Origin of the sequence: Hoylesella buccalis ATCC 35310, assembly GCF_025151385.1 — a bacterium.
Taxonomy (GTDB): Bacteria; Bacteroidota; Bacteroidia; order Bacteroidales; family Bacteroidaceae; genus Prevotella; species Prevotella buccalis.
Window position 1 is genome coordinate 191,228 of sequence record NZ_CP102287.1, and the last position, 21,019, is coordinate 212,246.

14 protein-coding genes are annotated in these 21,019 nt (G+C 44.9%); 1 reads left to right on the forward strand and 13 read right to left on the reverse strand.

What is annotated here, in order from left to right:
* Positions 1-26: 26 nt before the first annotated feature.
* From NQ518_RS00805 to NQ518_RS00860, 12 genes are all read right to left on the reverse strand, one after another.
* Positions 27-869 (reverse strand): hypothetical protein, encoded by an 843-nt coding sequence (locus NQ518_RS00805; RefSeq protein ID WP_227961250.1) that lies wholly within the window; start codon positions 867-869, stop codon positions 27-29.
* 120 nt (positions 870-989) lie between these two features.
* Positions 990-1,172, reverse strand: a complete 183-nt coding sequence (locus NQ518_RS00810) for a hypothetical protein (protein ID WP_227961248.1) — start codon at positions 1,170-1,172, stop codon at positions 990-992.
* A 107-nt stretch (positions 1,173-1,279) separates the two neighbouring features.
* Positions 1,280-1,720, reverse strand: a complete 441-nt coding sequence (locus NQ518_RS00815) for a lysozyme (RefSeq protein WP_227961246.1) — start codon at positions 1,718-1,720, stop codon at positions 1,280-1,282.
* 267 nt (positions 1,721-1,987) lie between these two features.
* On the reverse strand, positions 1,988-2,143 hold the full coding sequence (locus NQ518_RS00820) for a hypothetical protein (protein WP_227961244.1): 156 nt from the start codon (positions 2,141-2,143) through the stop codon (positions 1,988-1,990).
* A gap of 88 nt (positions 2,144-2,231) precedes the next feature.
* On the reverse strand, positions 2,232-2,768 hold the full coding sequence (locus tag NQ518_RS00825; protein WP_309565591.1) for a phage holin family protein: 537 nt from the start codon (positions 2,766-2,768) through the stop codon (positions 2,232-2,234).
* A gap of 43 nt (positions 2,769-2,811) precedes the next feature.
* Entirely contained in the window at positions 2,812-3,075 is a 264-nt protein-coding gene (locus tag NQ518_RS00830) for a hypothetical protein (protein ID WP_227961241.1), read from the reverse strand.
* Positions 3,063-3,329: a hypothetical protein gene (locus NQ518_RS00835; protein ID WP_227961238.1), complete on the reverse strand. Its 267-nt coding sequence runs from the start codon at positions 3,327-3,329 to the stop codon at positions 3,063-3,065. The genes NQ518_RS00830 and NQ518_RS00835 overlap by 13 nt, the downstream gene beginning before the upstream one ends.
* A gap of 123 nt (positions 3,330-3,452) precedes the next feature.
* Positions 3,453-3,656 (reverse strand): hypothetical protein, encoded by a 204-nt coding sequence (locus NQ518_RS00840; protein ID WP_227961236.1) that lies wholly within the window; start codon positions 3,654-3,656, stop codon positions 3,453-3,455.
* Positions 3,657-3,662: 6 nt separating this feature from the next.
* Positions 3,663-5,837: a BspA family leucine-rich repeat surface protein gene (locus NQ518_RS00845; protein ID WP_227961234.1), complete on the reverse strand. Its 2,175-nt coding sequence runs from the start codon at positions 5,835-5,837 to the stop codon at positions 3,663-3,665.
* A 116-nt stretch (positions 5,838-5,953) separates the two neighbouring features.
* A complete protein-coding gene (locus NQ518_RS00850; protein WP_227961232.1) occupies positions 5,954-6,340 on the reverse strand; it encodes a retropepsin-like aspartic protease in 387 nt (128 codons plus the stop codon).
* Positions 6,341-6,367: 27 nt separating this feature from the next.
* Positions 6,368-12,712 carry a hypothetical protein gene (locus NQ518_RS00855; protein ID WP_227961230.1) on the reverse strand — a complete coding sequence of 2,115 codons (6,345 nt, stop codon included), beginning with the start codon at positions 12,710-12,712 and terminating at the stop codon, positions 6,368-6,370.
* Between the two features lie 4 nt (positions 12,713-12,716).
* On the reverse strand, positions 12,717-13,241 hold the full coding sequence (locus NQ518_RS00860) for a hypothetical protein (protein WP_227961229.1): 525 nt from the start codon (positions 13,239-13,241) through the stop codon (positions 12,717-12,719).
* Between the two features lie 154 nt (positions 13,242-13,395).
* On the opposite strand from NQ518_RS00860, the gene NQ518_RS00865 reads away from it, so the two are divergent.
* On the forward strand, positions 13,396-13,917 hold the full coding sequence (locus tag NQ518_RS00865) for a hypothetical protein (RefSeq protein WP_227961227.1): 522 nt from the start codon (positions 13,396-13,398) through the stop codon (positions 13,915-13,917).
* A gap of 109 nt (positions 13,918-14,026) precedes the next feature.
* On the opposite strand, the gene NQ518_RS00870 is transcribed toward NQ518_RS00865, so the two are convergent.
* Entirely contained in the window at positions 14,027-21,010 is a 6,984-nt protein-coding gene (locus tag NQ518_RS00870) for a hypothetical protein (RefSeq protein ID WP_227961225.1), read from the reverse strand.
* Positions 21,011-21,019 lie beyond the last annotated feature (9 nt).

Genomic DNA, 21,019 nt, shown 5'->3' on the forward strand with positions numbered 1-21,019 from the left:
GATATAGTCATATATATAATTTGTGCTTAGAAAAGCTCCGTTTGCTGTGGAGGTATTATATGTTCGTAAAATTCAATTATTTTATACGATTTATTTTCGTATGCTCTGTATTCCTTATTATACTTTTGTATTTTACGCAATTTCACACGGATAGAATCCCCTTTCCCAAAGCGTTCCCCCTCATCAATTTTCCTCATAAGTGCATCATCCTTTACAACAATAGGAATTTTGAATCCATCGTACATGAATTGCCACCTGGAACCTTTCTCAAAATTCAGCCCGACAATGATTAAGGTAGCTTCAGAATCAACAATGCGTTCTTCATGAACATCCTCCTCTGTATCAAAATCATCGTATTTGTATTCTTTGAACTCATCTCTGCTAAAAGTAACTATAACATTATCCTCCTTGTCCTTTACAGAAAACCCTTCAACGCTCGCGTCATCATCAGCGGCCTGTATAGACTTGGAAATCGCTTCCCTTGTTGCCCTGCTGTTATAAACGTTTATATTTACGTTCATATCTCCATTAACCGAAAGACTACTTATTTTCTTTTTATCGTCTTCTGTTTTTATGGGCTTCCCCTTTAATTTTTTATAGGCCTTATAGGAGAAGGTAATAATCCCTGTCAATGCAACTATGTATTCAACGGACGCTTTGCTAAAAAGCTGTTGAATCACATTCTGCACAATTTCAAGATCTATAATGAAAGAACCCTTTTCGATAGCATTTACCTGTATTTTTATTTCTTGGGTTCCTCCACCATAAATGAGATTTGCCTCCTGTGCAACGCTCTGATATTGCATGAGAACGTTGATAAGTGTGCCAGCATCTATAGAACTTGTCTGCCCTTCAAATTTTAACTGCATACCGATTATTATTATTTCTATTTCGCAAAGATAGAATTATTGTACCAAAGCTCAAACAAATTAACTCAAATTATAACAGTCCCACAATGTCAAAGAACGCCTGATTAATTGTTTTACATTTCAATGCTCCCAGCCACGATAAGGCTTCTTTATACGCAGCTCGTAGCTATCTTCATCCACATTCTTGCACATTCTTCTCACAATCTTGTTAATGCAGTGTTTGTAGTACTTGTGCTTTCCTGCTCGGTCATTGAAGTAGCGTCTTACTTTCCCCTTATCAATTTTATCCCTGTTCAGTGCCATATTATTTGTATTATCGTTTGAAGTTTACAAGTTCATAGTTCACGAGTATACGAGTTGATAGCCTTGCTAACTATAAAGTTCAATGTTCAAATCTCAAAGTTCAAAGTTCAAAGTCCATATCTTTCCGCCTCCCACCTTCTTCTTCTCACCAGTCCGTCCAGCTTTTTTCCTCCGCTGTACACCCACTTCATGAACTCTCTCTGTATCTCTGCCGTAGATGCATCGTGCATGATTTTCTTTAATAGCGTAGACGCTTTCAACTTTCCAATGCCCACATTGTAGGTAAACGACACCAACGCATCGAACTGACCTTGCGTCTTTATCTTTGGTATACCGTTTATGAACTTCTCCACAAAGAAAAGGTCACGTTTGAGCAGTTCTTCCGCCTTTTCCTCGTTAATGCGCATTCCTGCCTTTACATCTCCTGCGCTGTGTCCGTAGCCAATGGTGTACCACCGCTCTGCTTTCGTAGGCTTGTAAGCTACTAATCGAAGTCCCTCAAACGCTTTTAGCTTACTTATTAGTGTGTCACTTGCTCTATATTTCATAATTCCTAAATGTGTGTTAAAGATTTGTCGCTTTTATTTATTTACTTTATCTTTGTGCCGTAAATCATCCAAGAGAGCATCTCCTTTCGGTGAGCTACCAAAAATCACCGTCCGCATCTCTCTACGAGATTAAGCCCGCAAGCCTGTAAATTGTGGGCTTTTTTCTGCACTTTGGTAGAGTGCAGATAAGCGTCCGATACAGGTTGGGCGCAAAACAGAAAGGAGGTGTTATGAATGGATGATTTACAAGAAAGTGGCATGGTGCGTTTATTTCGCCCATACATCGTGAAAAATGGCAAAAGGATTTACCCTAAAAAATCCCGATGCTTTTCTTTCCTTGTTCCTGCGAACAAGAAGATAGCGATGTGATGTCGCTCCTCCAGCGGACAATACAGGTGTCCGCTTTTTTAATACTTCTTTCATTATTATCTCGTTTTTTCTTATTTTTGTGTCGCATTTTAGAAAGAGGATGTACCTCTGACGGTTTAATCCGTTACTCCACAGTCTACACTCATTTTGAGGGACTTGTGGAGTTTTTTTTCTTCACGTCCCCCCACTTCTTTCTCTCTCTTGCGGTAATCACATCAAGATGTTCATCCGATACCAAGTCTTCGAGCTTTTCCTTATCCTGTCTGAAAATGAGCGAGAGGAAAAACACCACGCAACTTTTCACGCTTAAATCATAACCATACGGCTTGAGCATATTACCAATAATGCTCATTCCCTCTATCAGACAAACGAGCAAGCACGCCCATCGGGTGATGTTGAGCGAATGCCCTTCAGCACAATCTATCATCGCCACCGCCATTACCCATGCCACATACGTCACCATCTTACTCATGGTCGCACGCATCGCACGGCTCGGACTGATGTGTATTCCTAATTTCATGCTTTTTCTAACGCCAAACGCTAAGTCGCACAAAATAACGGCTAACATAGTGAAAAGCCATGGCAGCATCGTACTGATTGCATCTTGCAGAAATATCGCAGCCAAGGATGTAAGTACTCCCGCACTACATTGTTCTATAATTACTCTTGTTTCATTCATTATCTTTTAGTTTACAAAATCGTCCCTCGAATTTTCTTTTAGTTCAAAGTCCCATCACCGCTCCCACCGCCGCTCCTGCCACGTCTGCCAATAAATCGTGCCAGTCGAACATATCGCCTTCCTGTGCTTCATCATATAGCTCTTTTCCAAAGCCGATGAGGACGGCAAATGTAAAACCAGCTAACATTCGCTCTACCGTACAGCAAGGCAGCAGTCGTGCGGTGAGGTAGGCAACGAACAAACAGGCATTGAAATGTAGCAGTCTGTCCGTGCCTATACTCGCAAGTTTCTCCATCAAATTACGCATAGCAGAGCGCTTGACAAGATTGCTACACCGATGCCTACCAGCACACGTTGCCAATTCCATGAGCCACCGTAGATGAGTACTTTGCAAAACTCAAGCGCAGCCAGCGAAATGGTGCTGATAACGGCAGCCATACCCACAATTCCCCAACCGCCAGCTTCGGCTCTTAAATTAAAATAGTTGCCTACACCAATGGACAGTGCCATCATGAAAAACACTACCAAATACTTCCAATTCTCTTTCTTTACTTCTTTCATTTTTTTTGTTTTTTAAGTTGTTAATATATTTTATAGTTCACGAGTTCACGAGTTGACAAGTGAACAAGTCGTTAGTTCAGCCATTCCCTGCCCCTCCCTTTCGGGGAGGGGCAGGGGGAGAGGCTATTCCCCTCCTTCGGAGGGGTCGGGGGAGGCTTCTTTCTCCATCTCCTCTGCTTCCTTCTCGGTAATCTCGGTGTAGTCCTCTGCGGTATCGTTCACCGCCAGCCATACCACCGTGCCGCACACAAATTCGTTGTCCTTGACTATCTTCTTTCCTACATCGGCTTCAAGCACCGTGCAGCCGTTAATTTCTGTCCTTTTCATATTCTTCTATTTTGTGATTGTCCAACCTTTCCTTGCTGCTGCCGCACGCTCATTGTCCGTCAGCCTGTCATATACATTTTCGTGCAACCTCACCGTGCATGGATGCAAACCCTTTGCCGTGCGGTCATCAGCACCCTCTCCGAACGTCCGGCGCAAAGACGCCAAACCTTCTGGCGTTGCGCCCCAGTTCGGTATGCTCAAGTCAATCGAAGTCAGTAGGTCGAACGTCAGCGGCAGCCACAGCTCTTCAAGTGCATTACAGTTATAGAACATACCTTTTGCTCTTGTTACTTTATTAAAATTCACATTTCTAAAATTCAACTTTTCCAAAGATAAACAATTCTCAAACATACTTGATACATTCGACAGTGCCTGTGTATTCCATTTGCTTACATCTATTGATTGCAGAGACGAACAAACCTTGAACATATAGCTTGCGTCCGAGAGTGACTGCGTGTTCCAGTTGCTCACGTCTATTGAATGGAGAGATGTGCAGTTCTCAAACATATAATTTGTGCTTGACAGTGACTGCGTGTTCCAGTTGCTTAGGTCTATTGTCTGAAGCGCAGAGCAATTGGAAAACATGGCGAATCCGTTTTTTAGTGCCTGTGTATTCCAGTTGCTTACATCTATTGATTGCAGAGACGAACAGCCCTTGAACATATAGCTTGCGTCCGAGAGTGACTGCGTGTCCCAGTTGCTCAGGTCAAGAGAGCGAAGATATCTATTTGTGAATCTACCTCCATTTCCCACCACCTCTCTTCTTCCTATATAGTAGTATTTGTAGGCGTTTGCGTTGATACCCTCACTGGCAGGCGTGCTTTTTATCTGTCCGTTCGTGGCATCGAGCCACACGTTCTGCGTAGGAATTTTGGCAGCGTTCTTGATTTTCTCTACTAATTCTATCTCCTTGCCGTACTCACCCTCACGCAATTTCTTCATGCGTTCTATCTCTTGCCATGCCGCCTGCATCTTGGCGACAAGCTCGTCACGCTCCTTGTCTATATCCGCACGTTTCCCCTCGGCAGTGGCACGTTCTTTTTCTGCCTTTTGGCGTGCATCTTCATTCGTCTGTCGCTGCTGCTCATTCTTTTTCCGTGATACTTCCGTGCTGTTCCGCTGCTTTTCCGCAGCCACCCTTTCCGTTTCAGTGGCATTCCGTTGCCGCTCGGCTCTTTTAATTGCTTCTTCATACTCTTTCCATACCGTTTCCGAGTTAACTCGTTCCGTCTCGGCTTGCTTGCGCTGTTCTTCGGCTGTCTGTCGTTGTTTTTCCGCCTGTTTGCGACCCTCTTCCCATTTGAAACGCGCATTTTCTGAAGCAAACCTTTCTATCTCATTTTTTCTACGTTGGTCCTCAGCTGTCTGTCGTGCCTGTTCCGTGCTGTTGCGTCGCTGTTCAGCATTTAATCGTTCTTCCTCTGCACTCTTACGATAGTTTTCAGCGGTAAATCTATTCACTTCCGCCTGTTCACGTTTTTCCTCGCTATTCTGTCGCTGTTGCTCATTCTTCACCCGCTCACCCTCGGCAGTGTTGAACTTATCTCGGTTACTCTGCCGTTCAGTTTCAGCCTTGGCTCTTTCCGTTTCAGCAGTAGCCCGCAGCTTCTCGGCTTCCTTCATTTCATCCAGCGTTCCCTTGATATTTTCTTTCAGATGACCAATATCGTTGAACGTAGCGTAGTACTCATCTATCGTACCCTTATAGCCGTGTGCCTTTGCCAATTGGAAAGCATCCACCAAAGCCACAGGGATATTGGCTTTCACCACAGCACCGTCAAAGCGAGTGTTGTCCTTCACTAATACCACTACACCCTCGGCAATCGCCACGCTCAGCCTACTTCCGTTTGCATAGTTGGGGTCAGGATTATTCACTTTCACCTCGGCACGCAGCTCACCAGGAGGCAAACCATGCCTGTCCATGAAGCACCGTATCTTGTTGCCGTCCACCGCACACCGTTCGCAAATGCCACCTGTGCGACCTACTGTGTATCGGCTCGCCATGACGATAAAGTCTATCCTGAAATCTTCATCGCCCAGCTTATAAGGCTTATCTCCAGCTAATAGTTCCACTACTAACTCGAAGTCCTCCTTGTAGTTGATTCTTACTATTCCTTTTGCGGTGGAGGTCTTTTCCTCGCTGCCGCACGTTCCGTTGCATCCACACATTTCGTTGTTCATATCTTTTTAGTTTTTTAGTTCACAAGTTGATAGTTGACGAGTTCACAAGTTGTTAGCTTGTCTATTCACTCCCCTCCCTTTCGGGGAGGGGCAGGGGGAGAGGCTGTTTTGTTTCTTCATAGCCTTATAGTTCCGTCGTCCGTGTCAATCTCCACACCGTAGAATTGCATCTGTGGCAGAGCGATGATACCAGCTATCTCTACATTCGTCTCTTCCGCAATAGATACAATGAGGTTATCCAAGTCGGTAGCGAGGAATTGCGAGAAATCCTTTCCGCCAATCTTCACGAACGTGTTGCAAATCCTTGCTCTTATGCTGCCACCTGCGCCCATGATGCTGCCACCGAAACGTTTTCCGATGTCCAGTCCCCGCACCTTTTCACTGATGAGTGCTATCGATGCGCCCGTGTCCACTAAGAAGTAATACTCTCTGCCGTTCACCGTGCCTGGCACGATAATGCGCTTGTCTGAAACTGATTTTACCGTTTGTCTATCTTTATCCATAGCTCATCTACATTTTACATTTTTAAGTTATAAGAATGGTATGTCTATTTTTTCCACCGTCCATCCTGTCTGACTGTTTCCACACACAGTGAACGAGCCAAGTTTTGATGTAGCTTTTCCATTAGAGTAATACCTCACGCCAAAACGGCGACACGTATATCCTTGTGGATTTGAGCCGTCATACGCAGGCGCGCTTGAGTCGCTGACTCTGGGGCCACCCCCGTTCAAATACCATCCATCGGCTATCCTTGACATGCTTTCAAGTTGGTCGGCGGTAATCCCAGAGACACTGCGTTGTTCGACGAAGTGTACACCGTTGTATGTCGATATCTCCTTTGTTTCAGACACTTTGTATCTCGTCTGGTTGCCAACTCTCTTGTACCCCTCACTGAACACATACGCCACCATCGTTCGATAATTGTTCGGGAAGTTTACTCCGAATGATTTCTCCATGTCGTTTCCCACGGTGTTGCATATCCTATGCATGTCACACGGTGTGAATCCGTTTTCACGCTCGATTACTTGTTCGAATATGGTGTCTGGCCCCAGGTCGTACATGAATTTCCCGTTCTTGTACATTTTGAGAACAGGCTCTCCAGCCTCGTTAAGTCCTATCTCTATGCCAGGTACTGACTTGTTAACGCCATAGAAGGTTATAACGCCGTCCTTGGCCACGACGGTACCACCCCCTTTGGCTGGGTCTCCCTCCGTTTGCAGGCTCTTTGCCGTAAGATCTCCCTTGACGGTCGTTTTGTCTGCGTCAAGCACTATTTCACCAGTCAAGATGTCAATACCAGTTCTCTTCAACGCATCCACCGTGCCGTCATAGGCGCACCATGGAGTGGCAGTGTTGCCCTCTTCCAGCTTGGGGCGGCAAAGGTAGATAAGTCCCGAGAAATTGGGTGAACCCGAAAGTCCAACACCCACCATAATGTAGCCTGTGGCTCCTGTAGTAAACGTGTAGCTCTTTCTTTCCCACTCGTTCGTTGCTTTAACATCTGTCCACGGCATCGTACGGTCTTTCCTTCCACCAGAAAGGCTTTCCATATTAAAACTTTCCACCACCGCATAGCCACTGCCTTGCAGTATCTCCGTTCTTATCCAAAACGAGAAAGTATATTCGGTGTTGGGTTTTACCTTGACGTTTGATTTAGCACCAAAACCTATTTGCCAATACAAGCCTGCATAGTAGTTTCCATCGTCATTTACTGCTGTCACCTTTGCCTTTATGGCATCCGCACAAGCCACGCCACCGCCTTTCAAATACTCGAACCTCTCTGTGTTGTCAACCTTGGTGACATTCAGCCCCACGCCCAAATGTTTCTCGATGGCTGCCTTGCACTCACTAACCTTATTCTTTGCAGCGGTTATGGCATCGTTGCAAATATCTATCTTCTTCTGTAGGTCATTGCGCTTTGCCGTGTCATTGGTAGACGTGGCATCCAACTGTCTTTGCAAATTTTCCTTTTCAGCGGTTTTCTGTTTGATATCGGTCCCCTGTTTATAGGCAAGCTGTATCTTATCCTGCATCTCTGACAAATCAAGGTCACTTCCCCAAAGCAAGTTAGGACGAGTTCCATTATTCACGGTAAGGCTAATTTCGTCTGACTTCATCTTTAGCTGCGAGTACTTCCCATCAAGCTCTCCCACCGTGGCTTTGGTCTGGTTGAGGTCCCGCTCAACAGAGTTTATTTTACCGTTAGCAGCTTCTATCTGACTGGTAATTTTTCCATTCACCGTGTCAATGTCAAACACCACCTTTGGCTTGAAAGTGATAGGAACAATGCGCTGGTCTACGATGTCGCTGCCTTTTTTCAGCGTCACAATGTATGTGTCAATGTTAGTTTCTTTGTATTCAACATCTTTTTTATCCAAGACATATGCGCCACCAATTGACACGAATGTTTTAGTAATACCAGCCACAGAAAGTTTTATGCCTTCCTCACCGAGAGCTAATTCACGAGTAACTTCACCAACTGTTTTCTGTATCTTGTACGCTAAAAACAATCTTACAAGTTTTTTCCCACTATCCGCCTTGTATGCCACGGCTGCTTCCTGCATCGGTATCAGATTGTAGCTCACGGCATCACTTCCTTTTTTGCCGTCCTGTATGTTGTCAAGCCTGCCTGTCGCAAGGGCTTTCAACCCCTTGTACTCCACCGCATACTCAACGTAGAGCGTACTGCCGTCACGCTGCGCATCACCCCAAGCGTCACTGCTTTTAATTTCTGTTGCTGACCAGTCGGAAAATCCACCGCCTTTGTATCTATAGCTCGCCTTGAAGTCCGTCACCTCCTGCCCGTCATAGTACACCTTCACATAGCTTTTCACGCCCTTGGTGAATCCGTTACGGTAGCTGCCCTCCATAAATACCTTAGTTACAAGCGAGTGTCCGTCACGTCCGTCCTGTCCTTCCCTGACAACATGTATCTTCTGCATGTCTACCAACTTCTGCTTGTCTACAACATTATCGTTGATGATCAAATCCACATTAAACACATCGGTCATGTCTTCTTTTTTTGCCCATAAATTCCACTTGTCGCTGCGCACAACAACAGAGTTTTCTTTAATAGGGAGCTCGTTCTCGCCTTTCGTCACACGCACGCTCACTTTTTCACTTGGCGACAGCTGCGTGAGATTTTCTCCCTGTACCTTGTAAGCATAGATGGAGATGAATTGCGGAGAAAGACTTCCATCTGCTTTCACATTGAACTGCGAGCTGCTCATCACCAACTTGTACAGCACAGAACTATTTTCAGACGCCAAGCCTTTCATGTAGTCCTCAATAGACTCAAGTCCACCATTATCGCTCTGCACCTTGAAGTTGCCCGTCACCTGACTGCCATTGGCGGCAAACCATGTGTATCTATGCTTGGAAATATCATAGTCGTTCACACCCATGTAATGCGCCCAATAAGACGGCTTCAAATCGGGGTCAAAACTATTATAAGCACACGACATCATGACGCTCTGTCTTTCCTTGTTGTCACGATTTCCAACCTGAACGAGGTCGTCACCTACCTTCGGTATGTCGCCTATATCCTGCGGACTTTCATTCTTCAATTTATGGCGGTCAGTTTTTGACAGCACCAATTTCAGACACTTTTCTTCCTTACCGTCAATCGTGTGCATCACCACCTCCTTAGGTGCTTCCGTTGCCAACCGCCAATAGTAGTGATTGCCAATGGCATGTGGCTTTCCATCCTTCGTCTGGTCTCCCCTCCCTTGGCTTCCCCCCTCCTTTGGAGGGGTTGGGGGAGGCTGCAGGAGGAGGCTATTCATCCCATTTGAACACATCATCTGGTCTTTCGGCTCGCACGTCTGCAACAGCTTCACACCGTCTTTCTCAGCACGTTGGTAACACACAAATCCGTCTGGCGTTACCTCCACTGCATCAATATGGAAAGTACCCGCAGAGTTCACAGACATACCCCCAGCTGCCTTTGCCTTCTGTATCTCCAATTCAAAGAATGTCGCCTTACCCGTCACCGTGAGGTTATTCGTCATGATGCAGCCTGTATTGGTGATGTCCCCTTTGTTGCGGAAGTTACCGTTGTTCTCAATGCCATTGAAGTAGGAGATAGCCTTAGCGATGATGCCTTTCAAAAAAATAATGACCTGCTCAGCAGTATCTGCAATATCTTTGCGCAAAAAGTATTTCACACCTGTACGAAATATAGCGGTGTTGGTATCGCTAAGAGTCATGCCACCATTTCCTCTATTCATTCCGTCATAGAGGGCGTCTATTCTCGCGCTTATCTGCTGAATGCTGCTCTGACTACTGCCTTCTCGCAAATGGAGTTCTACCTTTGGGATAATGCCGTCACCCTCTTTTATCGTCAAACTTTCTATCGGTATATTGACGAGTGGGAGTTCTTCGTCTGCATTGTCTGTATTCGGACTACCAAAGAATGGTAAGCGCAATCCTGCGTACAAATTCCAATAGATAGATTGCTCTTTGGCATTCATGCTCTCGCATCTGTCGTAATTGCGTGCCAAAAACAACTCGTCTACCTTTGGCTCATAGTTGTATTTCGTCCTACTATTGTCTCTAAGGTACTGACTGGCAGCTACCAAAAGACGCATCTCGGCTGCTTGAACGTAGGCATCGGGCATAGGAATGCCTAACAACACATAATGGTCACCAGCTTGCAAACGGTCTGTTTGGTTTGGATAGTAGCGGTGTATGCTATCATCGGCGGCTCGTGTCAGCTCTAATTGCCATCCATTATAGGTATTACCATTCTTGGTGTAGGTCACTCGTTTTACGTCTTTACCTATCAAGAAATTACGACCTAAACAGTTGCCGTCTTTCATGCTAAGCATGGGTTGCTCACCACCGCTAAATTGAGATACAAACTGTGAAATGCCGATGTCTTTGATAATCACATGGAATGGCTTGTTGATGTCTTTTTTGTCTTCTGTGGATGGACTCCATACATAGACGCTAGGGGAGTCTTTCATCACGGAAGCCTCTTTGCCAAAACTGGGCTTGCCTGCATAAACGGTGAGATAGACATTGTCTTGGACATCTCTCTTAATGTCTTCTACATGAAAGACAATTGAGGCATAAACATCACTGACACCATTCAATTGAATGGCTTTGATTTGCGCATCGTATTTTGTTCCTTCTTCTTTCTTGTCATCAAAAAGGTCTGGTAATTTTGGTAGTTCTATCAGACAGGGTTGGCCGCTGCTTACGGCTTTCTTTTCTGACACATATTTACCAATAGTCGTCCTTTGATTATCTTTCAAGGACACAGAAGATAGAATTATCTCATAATAACAAAGTCCAGAAGCGTGCTTGCCACCTGATTCGTGCCTGCCTGTGTTAATGCTGACCTCTGCACGCAAAGAGGGTGCTTCTGGAGATAGAATGTACTTTCCTGCCGCTTGCATGCGTATGGGTGGAAATAGGTCATAACCTCTGTCTATTTTATTCTGCAAATACGAGACAGAGAAACTACTCTTAACATTACATGGACAGTCTATATTACTACTTTCCTCCAAGGTGTCTGGTTGCAACAGTCCGTTGCCAAAATTGGCATCATCACTTAGTGTGGTGCCTGTCAGCTTGCCTACTGCCAATATTTCATCCACCCTTTCGTTGTTGTCGTAATAATAAAAGGATGAATGTCCATTGACTTGTGCGCCACTACCGCTCTCTGTCTTGCCCAACATGTCGGCACAATTGTTGCCACGCAACTCTCCATAGGTCATTCTCTCTATCGTTGGATAGATCTCTGGTAAGCCATTGCTGCCGTCCCAAATGGCGACGCCCTCTCGCAGTCCTTCCTTGCACCTTTTGATGTCGTTATATTTTTCAAGATAGGCATCATTGGTCTCTCCAAGAACCTCATAAACACTTTTGTTGATGGTCTTGCGACGCTCATGCCCCGCATGTTTTTCCAATGGTGGCTTGAACGTATCGGGGAGTTGAAGGTTGGCGGGGTACAAGTCTTGCGACAAGTCGTAACGCTTGTTGTAATATCTGAACGGCATGTTCTTCGTTGAACCCATAGCACGGAGACGAGTGATGATTTGCTGATTGGTGTCCGCACTCTTTTTTATCTCATATAATCCTCTTCCTGGATGCTCCTTGTCGGCATAACCTCGACCATAACCTAAATAATAATAGTCGTTGTCACCAACAACACCGCTATTTCCCATAAAGTTACCTGTAACAGCCCCTAATGTGTAGCCGATATAGATAGTTCTTCCTTTGATATGAAAATTCAACTTAAAGGTGTTGTTTACTTCCGCAAGGGCGTTGGCGACAGTGGTATTATTAAAACTTAGAATTTTGTCATCGGTATGCGTGCGCAACTCGGTATTACCTTTTACCTCATGTGTAGTAGTGGTGTCTACTAATATTTTCCACCCTGATGTGGGGTAGGCTCTGTCTAAGTTGGCTTGTATCTTACCTGCAAGGGTACAGACGGCAGGATAGATTTTCTCGGTACCGTCTACGGTCATGCGGGTTTCCCCACAGTACAACTGAAAATTACTGCTGCCCGTGTAATTGGTGCCTTTCTTTGGGATGTAAAGTCCTGTCGTAGGGGTAATGTCGAGCATTAAAATGCGACATAACTCAAAACCTGCTCCATCAAAACGAACATTGTCGTAAACAAAACCCTCACCGTACTCCTTGGGCTTTGCTTGCTGTGTAACACTCGGGAGGTTGTTCATGTAATAACGCTCACCACGATACTCACAATAGTCGCCAATACTAAATGTAATAGGTACAGGACTCTTAATGGTCGTGGAGATATACTGACCACCAACGGATTGCACCTTGTCGTAAAAAGTCCACTTTTCAGCTCGGCAAAGTGGTTTGGTGTTATGATAGATAATGAGTGGCTCTGTTCGCATCGTCTTAATAGCTTAAATCGGTTATCTTACCTTCGATATAGGTAGGGCTTACGTTGGTTACTGGGTCGCTGACGTAAAACTTAACACTGAAAGCACAAATAGCATCAGTATCGTTCTCCTCTACATAGTAGTCAGAGGGTGAAATGGATTTTACATACACATCCTTACGACCTGTTTGAGTATATTCATCATAAATAAACAATCTACCACCTGTCGCTCCTGCATTCCTGCCATAGAGGTATTCCACAAACGACTGTATGTCATCATTGATATGGTCTTCGCTACCCTTATATAGCATATTGACTTCCAGCTCATAGCCTTTCATAGGGATATGTTTAGGAATATACACATCTTCTCCATCAGTGCCATTCCAATCTCGCTTCGGAAGGTCTTTTGTCTCTGGCAAATACTTATATGATATGTCAAAAATAGCTACATGATAGGTAGCAAAGGTGTCCACGATGGCTCCCTTTTGATAGGTTGAACCATCGTAAAATGATTGTTGGATGTATAATTTCTTTATTCCCATACCAAGGTCGTTTATTGTGAACAAAAATAGTAAAGAATATTTACAAATAAATAAAATAATACTTAATTCTTACTCTTTATACAATGTTTTTAATAGTTTGAAAACAAATATGTTACTTTTATGTTTACCTTTACAAAATAAAAACAAATAAAGTATGAAAAATAATGACATTTCTTTGAGTGTAGAGTTGCGCAACATGGCAAGAAAACTGAACCTTTGTGATAAATGGTTCGGAGAATGGAAGGATGATACGGATGAGCAAACGTTGATAGACAAATTTTTCAAAGGACTTGATTTTTGCTTGATACATCATTATCCGTCCAACGAATATATCTCTGCTCATTTTGAAAGAGATTTGCTAAGGAAAAACGGCATCCTCGTGGATGATAATTACGGTTTTTTAAACCAGTCAAAAGCAATGATTCTTGGAAACTCAAAGTCTACCGTCAGAATTAACGGACGCCATCATGCCGTCATCTATGTCAGAGACAACTCAAACGTAAGGGTCATAGCAAGAAACGATGCGTTCGTCCTTGTACATGTGTTGGATGACGCGACCGTCCAGGCTGAGGGACTCGACTCCTCAAGACTGATGGTCTTCAGAAACAGCAAATCTGCAAACATCATTGTTCGTGGAAAAGCCACCACAGAAGACGACCTCGACTATCTGAAGTAAAAGTTTCAGTTCACAAGTTGATAGTTGACGAGTTTACAAGTTGATAGCTTGTCTATTCACTCCCCTCCCTTTCGGGGAGGGGTAGGGGGAGAGGCTTCGTTTTTCTATTCTATTCTATCCTCACCCTCTCATTTCCAAAGATAACATTGTGCAAATCACCTGCCATCTGCTCAACTTTCTGGTACAATGCTCCGTTCTCGCTGATAACCGACCTGATAGCAGCTACATTCTCGTCTATCCTCGTCAGCGCACCTCCCATGCCTGTTACCTGTTGGATATAGTCTTTCCACATCTCATTAGCAAAGGTGGTTTGTATCAACCTGATATAAGACACGTCTTGGCGCAAGGCGTTCACATAACCTGCAAGTAGTCCTGCCGTGTCCTCGCTCATACCTTGTATGCCACTACTTAACGTGCCACTACCGCTATCCTTTGATTTCTTCAAGCTATAACCCATGCTTTCAAACATTCGCTCCATGCCAATAAGTCCTTGCTGAGCGGTCGTTATCATATCATTACCCCTTTCCTTCATAAATTGACCAACACCGCCAGCAAGTACCTTAGCGGTCTTGTCAGGGTCTTTGAAGCTGTTTTTGTCGTGAATGTCTATAAGCCCTGCGTGGTAGTTGCCCGCTTTGTCATTATAACCAAGAAGTTTAGTCCTCAACTCTTCAAACATAGGTTGAATAATGCCCATCTTGATGATGTTGTTGGCTACACCACGAAGAATATCCTCTGTAGTGTCCTTAAAGGCTTTGGCAGCATCCTCACCATTCTCAAAGGCATTACACAGAGCATCACTCACTTGGTCTGCCCAACCTTTGATGTCTATGCCCCACAGATTTTTTGCAGCATCCTCAACGAAGTGAAGCGTCTTGTCGTCCAACTCGGCTATCTTCTTCTTGTACTCCAAAAGGTCTTTTTGAGATTTCTTCTTCTTATCATCCTCTTTGTTGTACATGTCAACATAGTCTTGACGCTCTCGCTTCAATAACTCAAACTGTTGTTGATAGCCGTTGTCTGCACCAGTGGCTGCGCCATAAAATTCTTTCATGGCATGACCAGCAGCTCCATCTTTGTTAAAATTAAAGGGTCCAAAGATAAACTCCTTTTTGGCATACTGCTGTGCAAAACTGCGTAACTCGTTACCTCTATCATAGCCCAACGTGCGCTCCTGCGCCCTGCTGATGACCTCGGTATAGGCTTCTATGTTTGCAACATCGTCTTTTATCTTACCTATCTGACGCTCTAAATTCTTGTCATGCAATTGGGCTACACCACCTATCAATCCTAAGGCGGCTCCCGCAGCTTGCCCCCATGGGCCTAAAAACGAGAGAGAACTGGCTCCTTGAAGCATTCCGCCAGCAAGCCCTGCGGCATCTTCTGCCACATTAGCAGCTCCTTCCATGCCAAGAGCAGAGAACGTTTTACTAAGTAAATCCATGCCACTTTGAAAATCGCGCAGAGCTTTTGTGGCAGTGTCTACGGCATCAGCGAATTTCTTGAACTTAATGGCTTTCTCTTGCTCTTCATTCGCCTCTGCCAATGCGGCTTTTTGCTTGGCTTGCGCTCGCCCCATCGCAACCTCTGCATTGATGGCGGTGCGCTTGTCCCCATTCGCAATGGCTTTGTCTCTGATGCCTTTATATTGCTCGTACTCATTCGTCGCATTAGTAAAACGCTCCATGGCTTCATTGGCTTTGCGAGTATGACGTTGCTCTGGGGTCTCATTAAAGAAACGAATAATGTCGCTCACCTTACTCTTGTCGGTCTTGTCTAACGCATCATTGATCTCTTTTATCTTCTTGGTGTATTCATCAGCGGAAATGCTACCTCTGTTAAATTGTTCCATTAAAAGCTGTATGGCTCGGTTGCCCTCAGCATGGGCAAACTGACTACTGTTGGTGAGTGTTGAACCAATGAGCTGTTTGTAAGGCGCACTCGCTTCGTATATGGCTCTGTCTCGTTTGTCAGCAGCTATCTGCACTCCTCGCTGAAACTGCTCCTCTGACAGCGCCCCCGCATTCTTGGCATTCTCCATCTTTCGTAGGAGGTCTTCATACTCGGAATTGGCTTTTTGTATGCGGTTGAGGTAGTTGTCTATACCACCTACAATGGATGCGTATGCTTCTTTACCCTCGTCTTCTATCTGCCGTTGAAGGTCTCGCCATTTCTTTAACTCCTCTACAATGCCTTTGATGCGCTCATCATTGGATTTGCCTCCCAACGAAGCCTTGACACTCTCTTCTATCTGCTTGTCGCTGGCATCTTTGTCAAAAACAAACCCTTTTTTTACACCCATATCTTGTAAGTCTTTGCTTATCTTCTCTTTGATAGCATCGGCAACGGATTGGTATTTCTCTGTATTAAAGCCCGACAGCGACATGGATAGTTGCATGTCACCTGTTGCCTTAAGAACTTTTTGGTACAGCTCCCATTTTTTCGTCAAACGGTCTAACCAAAGATTGGTCTTGCTCGCCCACAACTCGGTAGCTCGGTCGAACATCTTTGCGTCTATGCTGTTCAGCACTTCTTGAGCTTGCCTATACACCCGCAACGATTCTTCTCCATGGTTGTAACGCTTGCTGCCTTTTTGCTTCTTATACCTCTCAACGGCTTGTTGCTTGATGCTCTCTACATACTTGCGGATGTCGCCAACATCTTCTGTATTGAAATCAAAAGGAAGTGTTTTGTCTTTCTTCCACGATTCAAAAATATCACCAAATTGCTTATTAACTCTTTCAATGGCGGCTCCTCTGCCAACACGCTTCTCCCAGTCTTCATACACGTTGTTGGCTTCTTTCATCACACGGATGCGCTCATCCCAGCGGTTTACAAATGGGTCTTTATAACTACCACCACTATGACTGCTACGACTTCCTCTTCCACCTTTATTCTTGCCGTCGTCATCGGTCAATGACTGATGGTCGGCTTGTAAAGCATGAGCAACTTTATAGGCGGTAAGCGCATTATCTCGGGTGGTTCTTAAAAATTCGATATTGCGCATTGACTCTTTTCTTGCTTCTCCACTTGAAGCATTGTGGGTCTTCCAAGCATCTGATATGGCTCTGTTCATAGCACCTACTAAGCGAGCTATCTGCTTGACAGCATCACTTGAATTAAGGTCTACACCAACATCTATCTTAAATTGGGTCTTCAATTTACTTTTGACAGATAGTATGCGTTGCATATTGTCTGCTATCTCTTTTCGCTTGTTTTTGATATAACCGATGTAATCATTAGAATCCTCGGCAGTTACTGCTAAACCAAATTTCTGGTAGAAATTAACCCAACCAATATTGCTAACTATGTTTTTCGCTGCATGTTCTGTCTTTTCAGTGATACCACTCAAAAAGGAGGATAGGGCGGTCTTACCTTGGCTCTTCCACCACTCATTAAATTTTGGGTCTTTCAACTTGAGGGCTTCTAATGCTTTCTTGGCGGTTCCTTTTGCTACTTTGATAACCTCATCTTCCGACATATCTTGACGAAGATTACCGTCTAACCCTGAAAGTGCCATCTTACCTATCTCGTTTTGATAGGAACGCTCTAACACCATGTTGGCAAGTGAACTCTTACCCATAGAAGCCAAATTATCATAGATACTTCGGTTGAGTTCGGCTGCCAACTCTGCCTGCGTCTCAGGACTTCCAACTTTAGCGTCAGAGAGCATTTTGTCAAAGGCGTCTGTAACATAGGCACTGCCAGCACTGATGTTGTCGCCAAATTTATTGACAAGGATGGTCGCCATACTTTCAGCCACAGGAGCAATGTCTGCCTTGGCTTCATCTAACGTATGCTTCAATTTTAATGCTTGTTTCGCACCTTTTCTCAAAACGTTATCTTCATCATAGCTTTTGTTGACAGCCAATTTCGCATTTCCCTCAGCACTCATATTGATAAGGTATTTGGCTATGGCTTCATTTCTTGCCATACCCAAATCTCTCATGTATTTTTCAATGGCTGCTCTGTCTTCTTGCGAAAAACTATTCCATTGGTCATCAGACACACGAATGCTATTCACCAAGTCAGCGCGGTCTTTCGCATAGTCACCCATATTGGTTATCACGCCCTCACCACGTCCATATTGCCAAACATACCACGCAGATTCAGGAGCGGTAGATGAGACTGCTGCTCCCAACTCATCACTGGTCTGTTGCTCTATCTGCTTAGCAAACTTGATGTCTTCCATCTTTTGGAACAAGCCCTCTACTTGTTCAGCTTGGTTGCCTGCTTTCATCACATCAAAATAGTCGCCCTCATACATTGGAGAGGCGGTCTGTAGTCTGTTCTTCAATTCTTCAAAAACGGTGTCTATACCTTCGGCTTCCAACTCTGCTTTGTTGATGGCGACGGTTTCATGAATAGCAGTCCTACCATCTCCTCTCACAGAGGTCTTACCTACGGTCTTAATCATGCCGCTTTGCTTGTAAGGGTCAAGAAACTCACTCATACCCTTGACATCGGTTTCTGCGGCTTCGGATAGACCCTTCTTGAAGTTCTCGGCTTCTTCCACGCCTTGTCCAATCTTGTTGACAATCCATGTAACGGCTCCAACGGCAGCGAATATCCATGTCATAGGGTTGGTGAGCATGGCAAGTGCCATAGCCTTGAAACTTTGTGCTACACCAATAATACCTAAACGCAAAGAGAGTAGACCACGACGCCATGCACTCATACTCGCTATCTGTGTGGCACGGGCTTGGTTAATACCCGATTCTGTCAAAAGGAGTATCCGTTGCTCTTTGGTCAACGCACTGGTAAGGGCAATGCGCTGCTTGGTCAGTGAGTTGAGTTTGGTGTCTGTGGCGATGCTCCTGACAATGTTGTCATTCTTATCTAACGCTAAGGAGGATTTATGACTAAAAAAATTCCTACTGCTACCCATGGCTCCCCACATGCTGATGTTACCGTTCAGATAGGATGTCGTTCCTGATAGGCGGTTGCGCAACACGGAGGCGGAAACGAGTTCTTTGCTGGCGGATAGGGCTTGTCTGCCTGCAAATAGAGAAGCGAGCTTAATGGCTCCGTAACCAAAAGCAACACCTTTTAACACACCCAGGTATCGCTGCCAATGCTCTGTCAATTCGTTAATCATGCCGACACTGCCCATCAAGAAGCCTTTGTTCGCCCCTCCTAACTCGCTCATCATGATACGGTAGTTGTTGCGAAGGTTTCTTAACTTACCACCAAGTGTCTCAAACTGACGGATCTGCATGTTGTAGAACTTACCACCAGGCTTGTCCAAGTCCAATATTACTTCTTGCACATCCTCAAAGGGAATACTGCGGGCGCGCATGCGTTGGAAAATGTCTTTCCTGTTGACAAACTCATACTGTTTGCCTTCACGTTTACGCTCGTTGGCACGCCTGTTGTACATAGCTGACAAAGCTCCAACTAAGTCAATACCTGCCGTCTCAAACTGCCTGTTCTGTATACCAGAAAGGTAGCCGTATGACTTGGTATGACCAAACGCCAAAATCAATCGGGATACATCTACATCCAAACCTGCGCCAATGTCTGACAGGGATTTCAACGTGCTGAATATGTCTTTGGCTTCAATACCAAATGCGGCTAACTGCCTATGGCTCTTCAACAGGTCTTCAAAGGTGTAGGGCGACATCTGCGATAGGTCGCGTATCTCACTGTACATCTTCTGAGCAGCACTGGCATTGTCTAAAATGACCTCAAGGGACTTACGCTGCAATTCCAACTCTCCCGTGATATTAGCCATGTCGGTAACGAACTGTTGCGCTCCCCATACACTCAAATATTGCAGAGCCATGCTTTTCAGGTCAGACACTACTTGCGATTGACCGTGCATGGCACCAGAGCTGTTACGGATAGCATTGGCAACACGCTGTTCTTCTTCGGTCAGCCGTGCGTTGGCTCGGGATACAGCATCTTTCGCTTGCTCGTTCTTGGCAGCCTGACTGTTGGCTTCGGTTTGAACGGCAAGGGTGTTCCTGATAGCCTGAAGATTTGAACGCTCGGCTTGCATCAACTGGGAGGTTAGCAGACCCTCAGCACCGCCAGGATAGGCATTGCTGACCAACAAGCCTGTGTTACCATTGGCGATATTATTGAGCTTTCCACGCAATAGGTTGAGCTTATAAATAGCATTGTCTATCTCGTTGGTATCAAAACCAAATGATTTAGCAAGGAAGCGTTGATGCTGTAACTTTTCTAACAAAGGGGAAAGCCGCTCCAACTCCGTGCGTGCTTGATAAATACTCTTGACGGCTGTCTCAAAACTTGATTTTACGTTGAGATTGGCATCTCCCATCTTGAGCGTCCCTACAGCGGATTTCACCTCATTGAGCATCGTTCCCATCCCTGCGGCTAAGTTCAACAGCCCCTTGTCCTGACCCATGACACCGTTCATGCTCCTGAAGGCTTCGGTCAACTGACCGATGGAGGCGGAAAGCCTGTCCACTTTTTCGCTCACAGCCCCAAAATCTATACCACCACTGTTGCTTAACAATTTCTTGGTGGTGAGGACAGCTTCGTTGATGTCTTGAATGGATTTGAGCAACACTATCTTGATTTGCTCGGCTTGCGACTGTACGTCTTGCGTAATGCCACCACCTCGCAAGCCGCCTAAACTGCTCATCTTTTCATCCAACGCCTTTAGACCTGCGGTCGAGCCACTGCCACTCAACTTGCTTTGGAAACTTTCGTAGGCTTTGCTTAACTGATTAAAATAGGTGGTAAAACTGTTGGGATTGACACGACCTGCTTCCTTAAAAAGATTGGATAGACTTTCTTCCATCTTCTTGATTTCTTGCGGAAGCGCAGAGCTACCAACAAAACTTTGCAACTGGCGCATCTGTTCCATGACATTCTTAAACATAGGAACGTCGTTCACATCCTTTTTCAAGGATTCTTTGGCACTGGCTACCTGTTTCAAAAGCGCATCTAAGTTAGGAAGCGGCTGTTTGCCTCCTATATTTCCTAAAGACTGATTGATGTTGCCAATAGACTTAATGAATTGATCTTCCAATTGTTTCAGACGATTAGAGATAGCGTCTAAACCATTAGTGGCTTTGTCCTCTATGGCTACGGTGAATTTCAAGATGTTGTTGGATGCCATGGCTGCTTG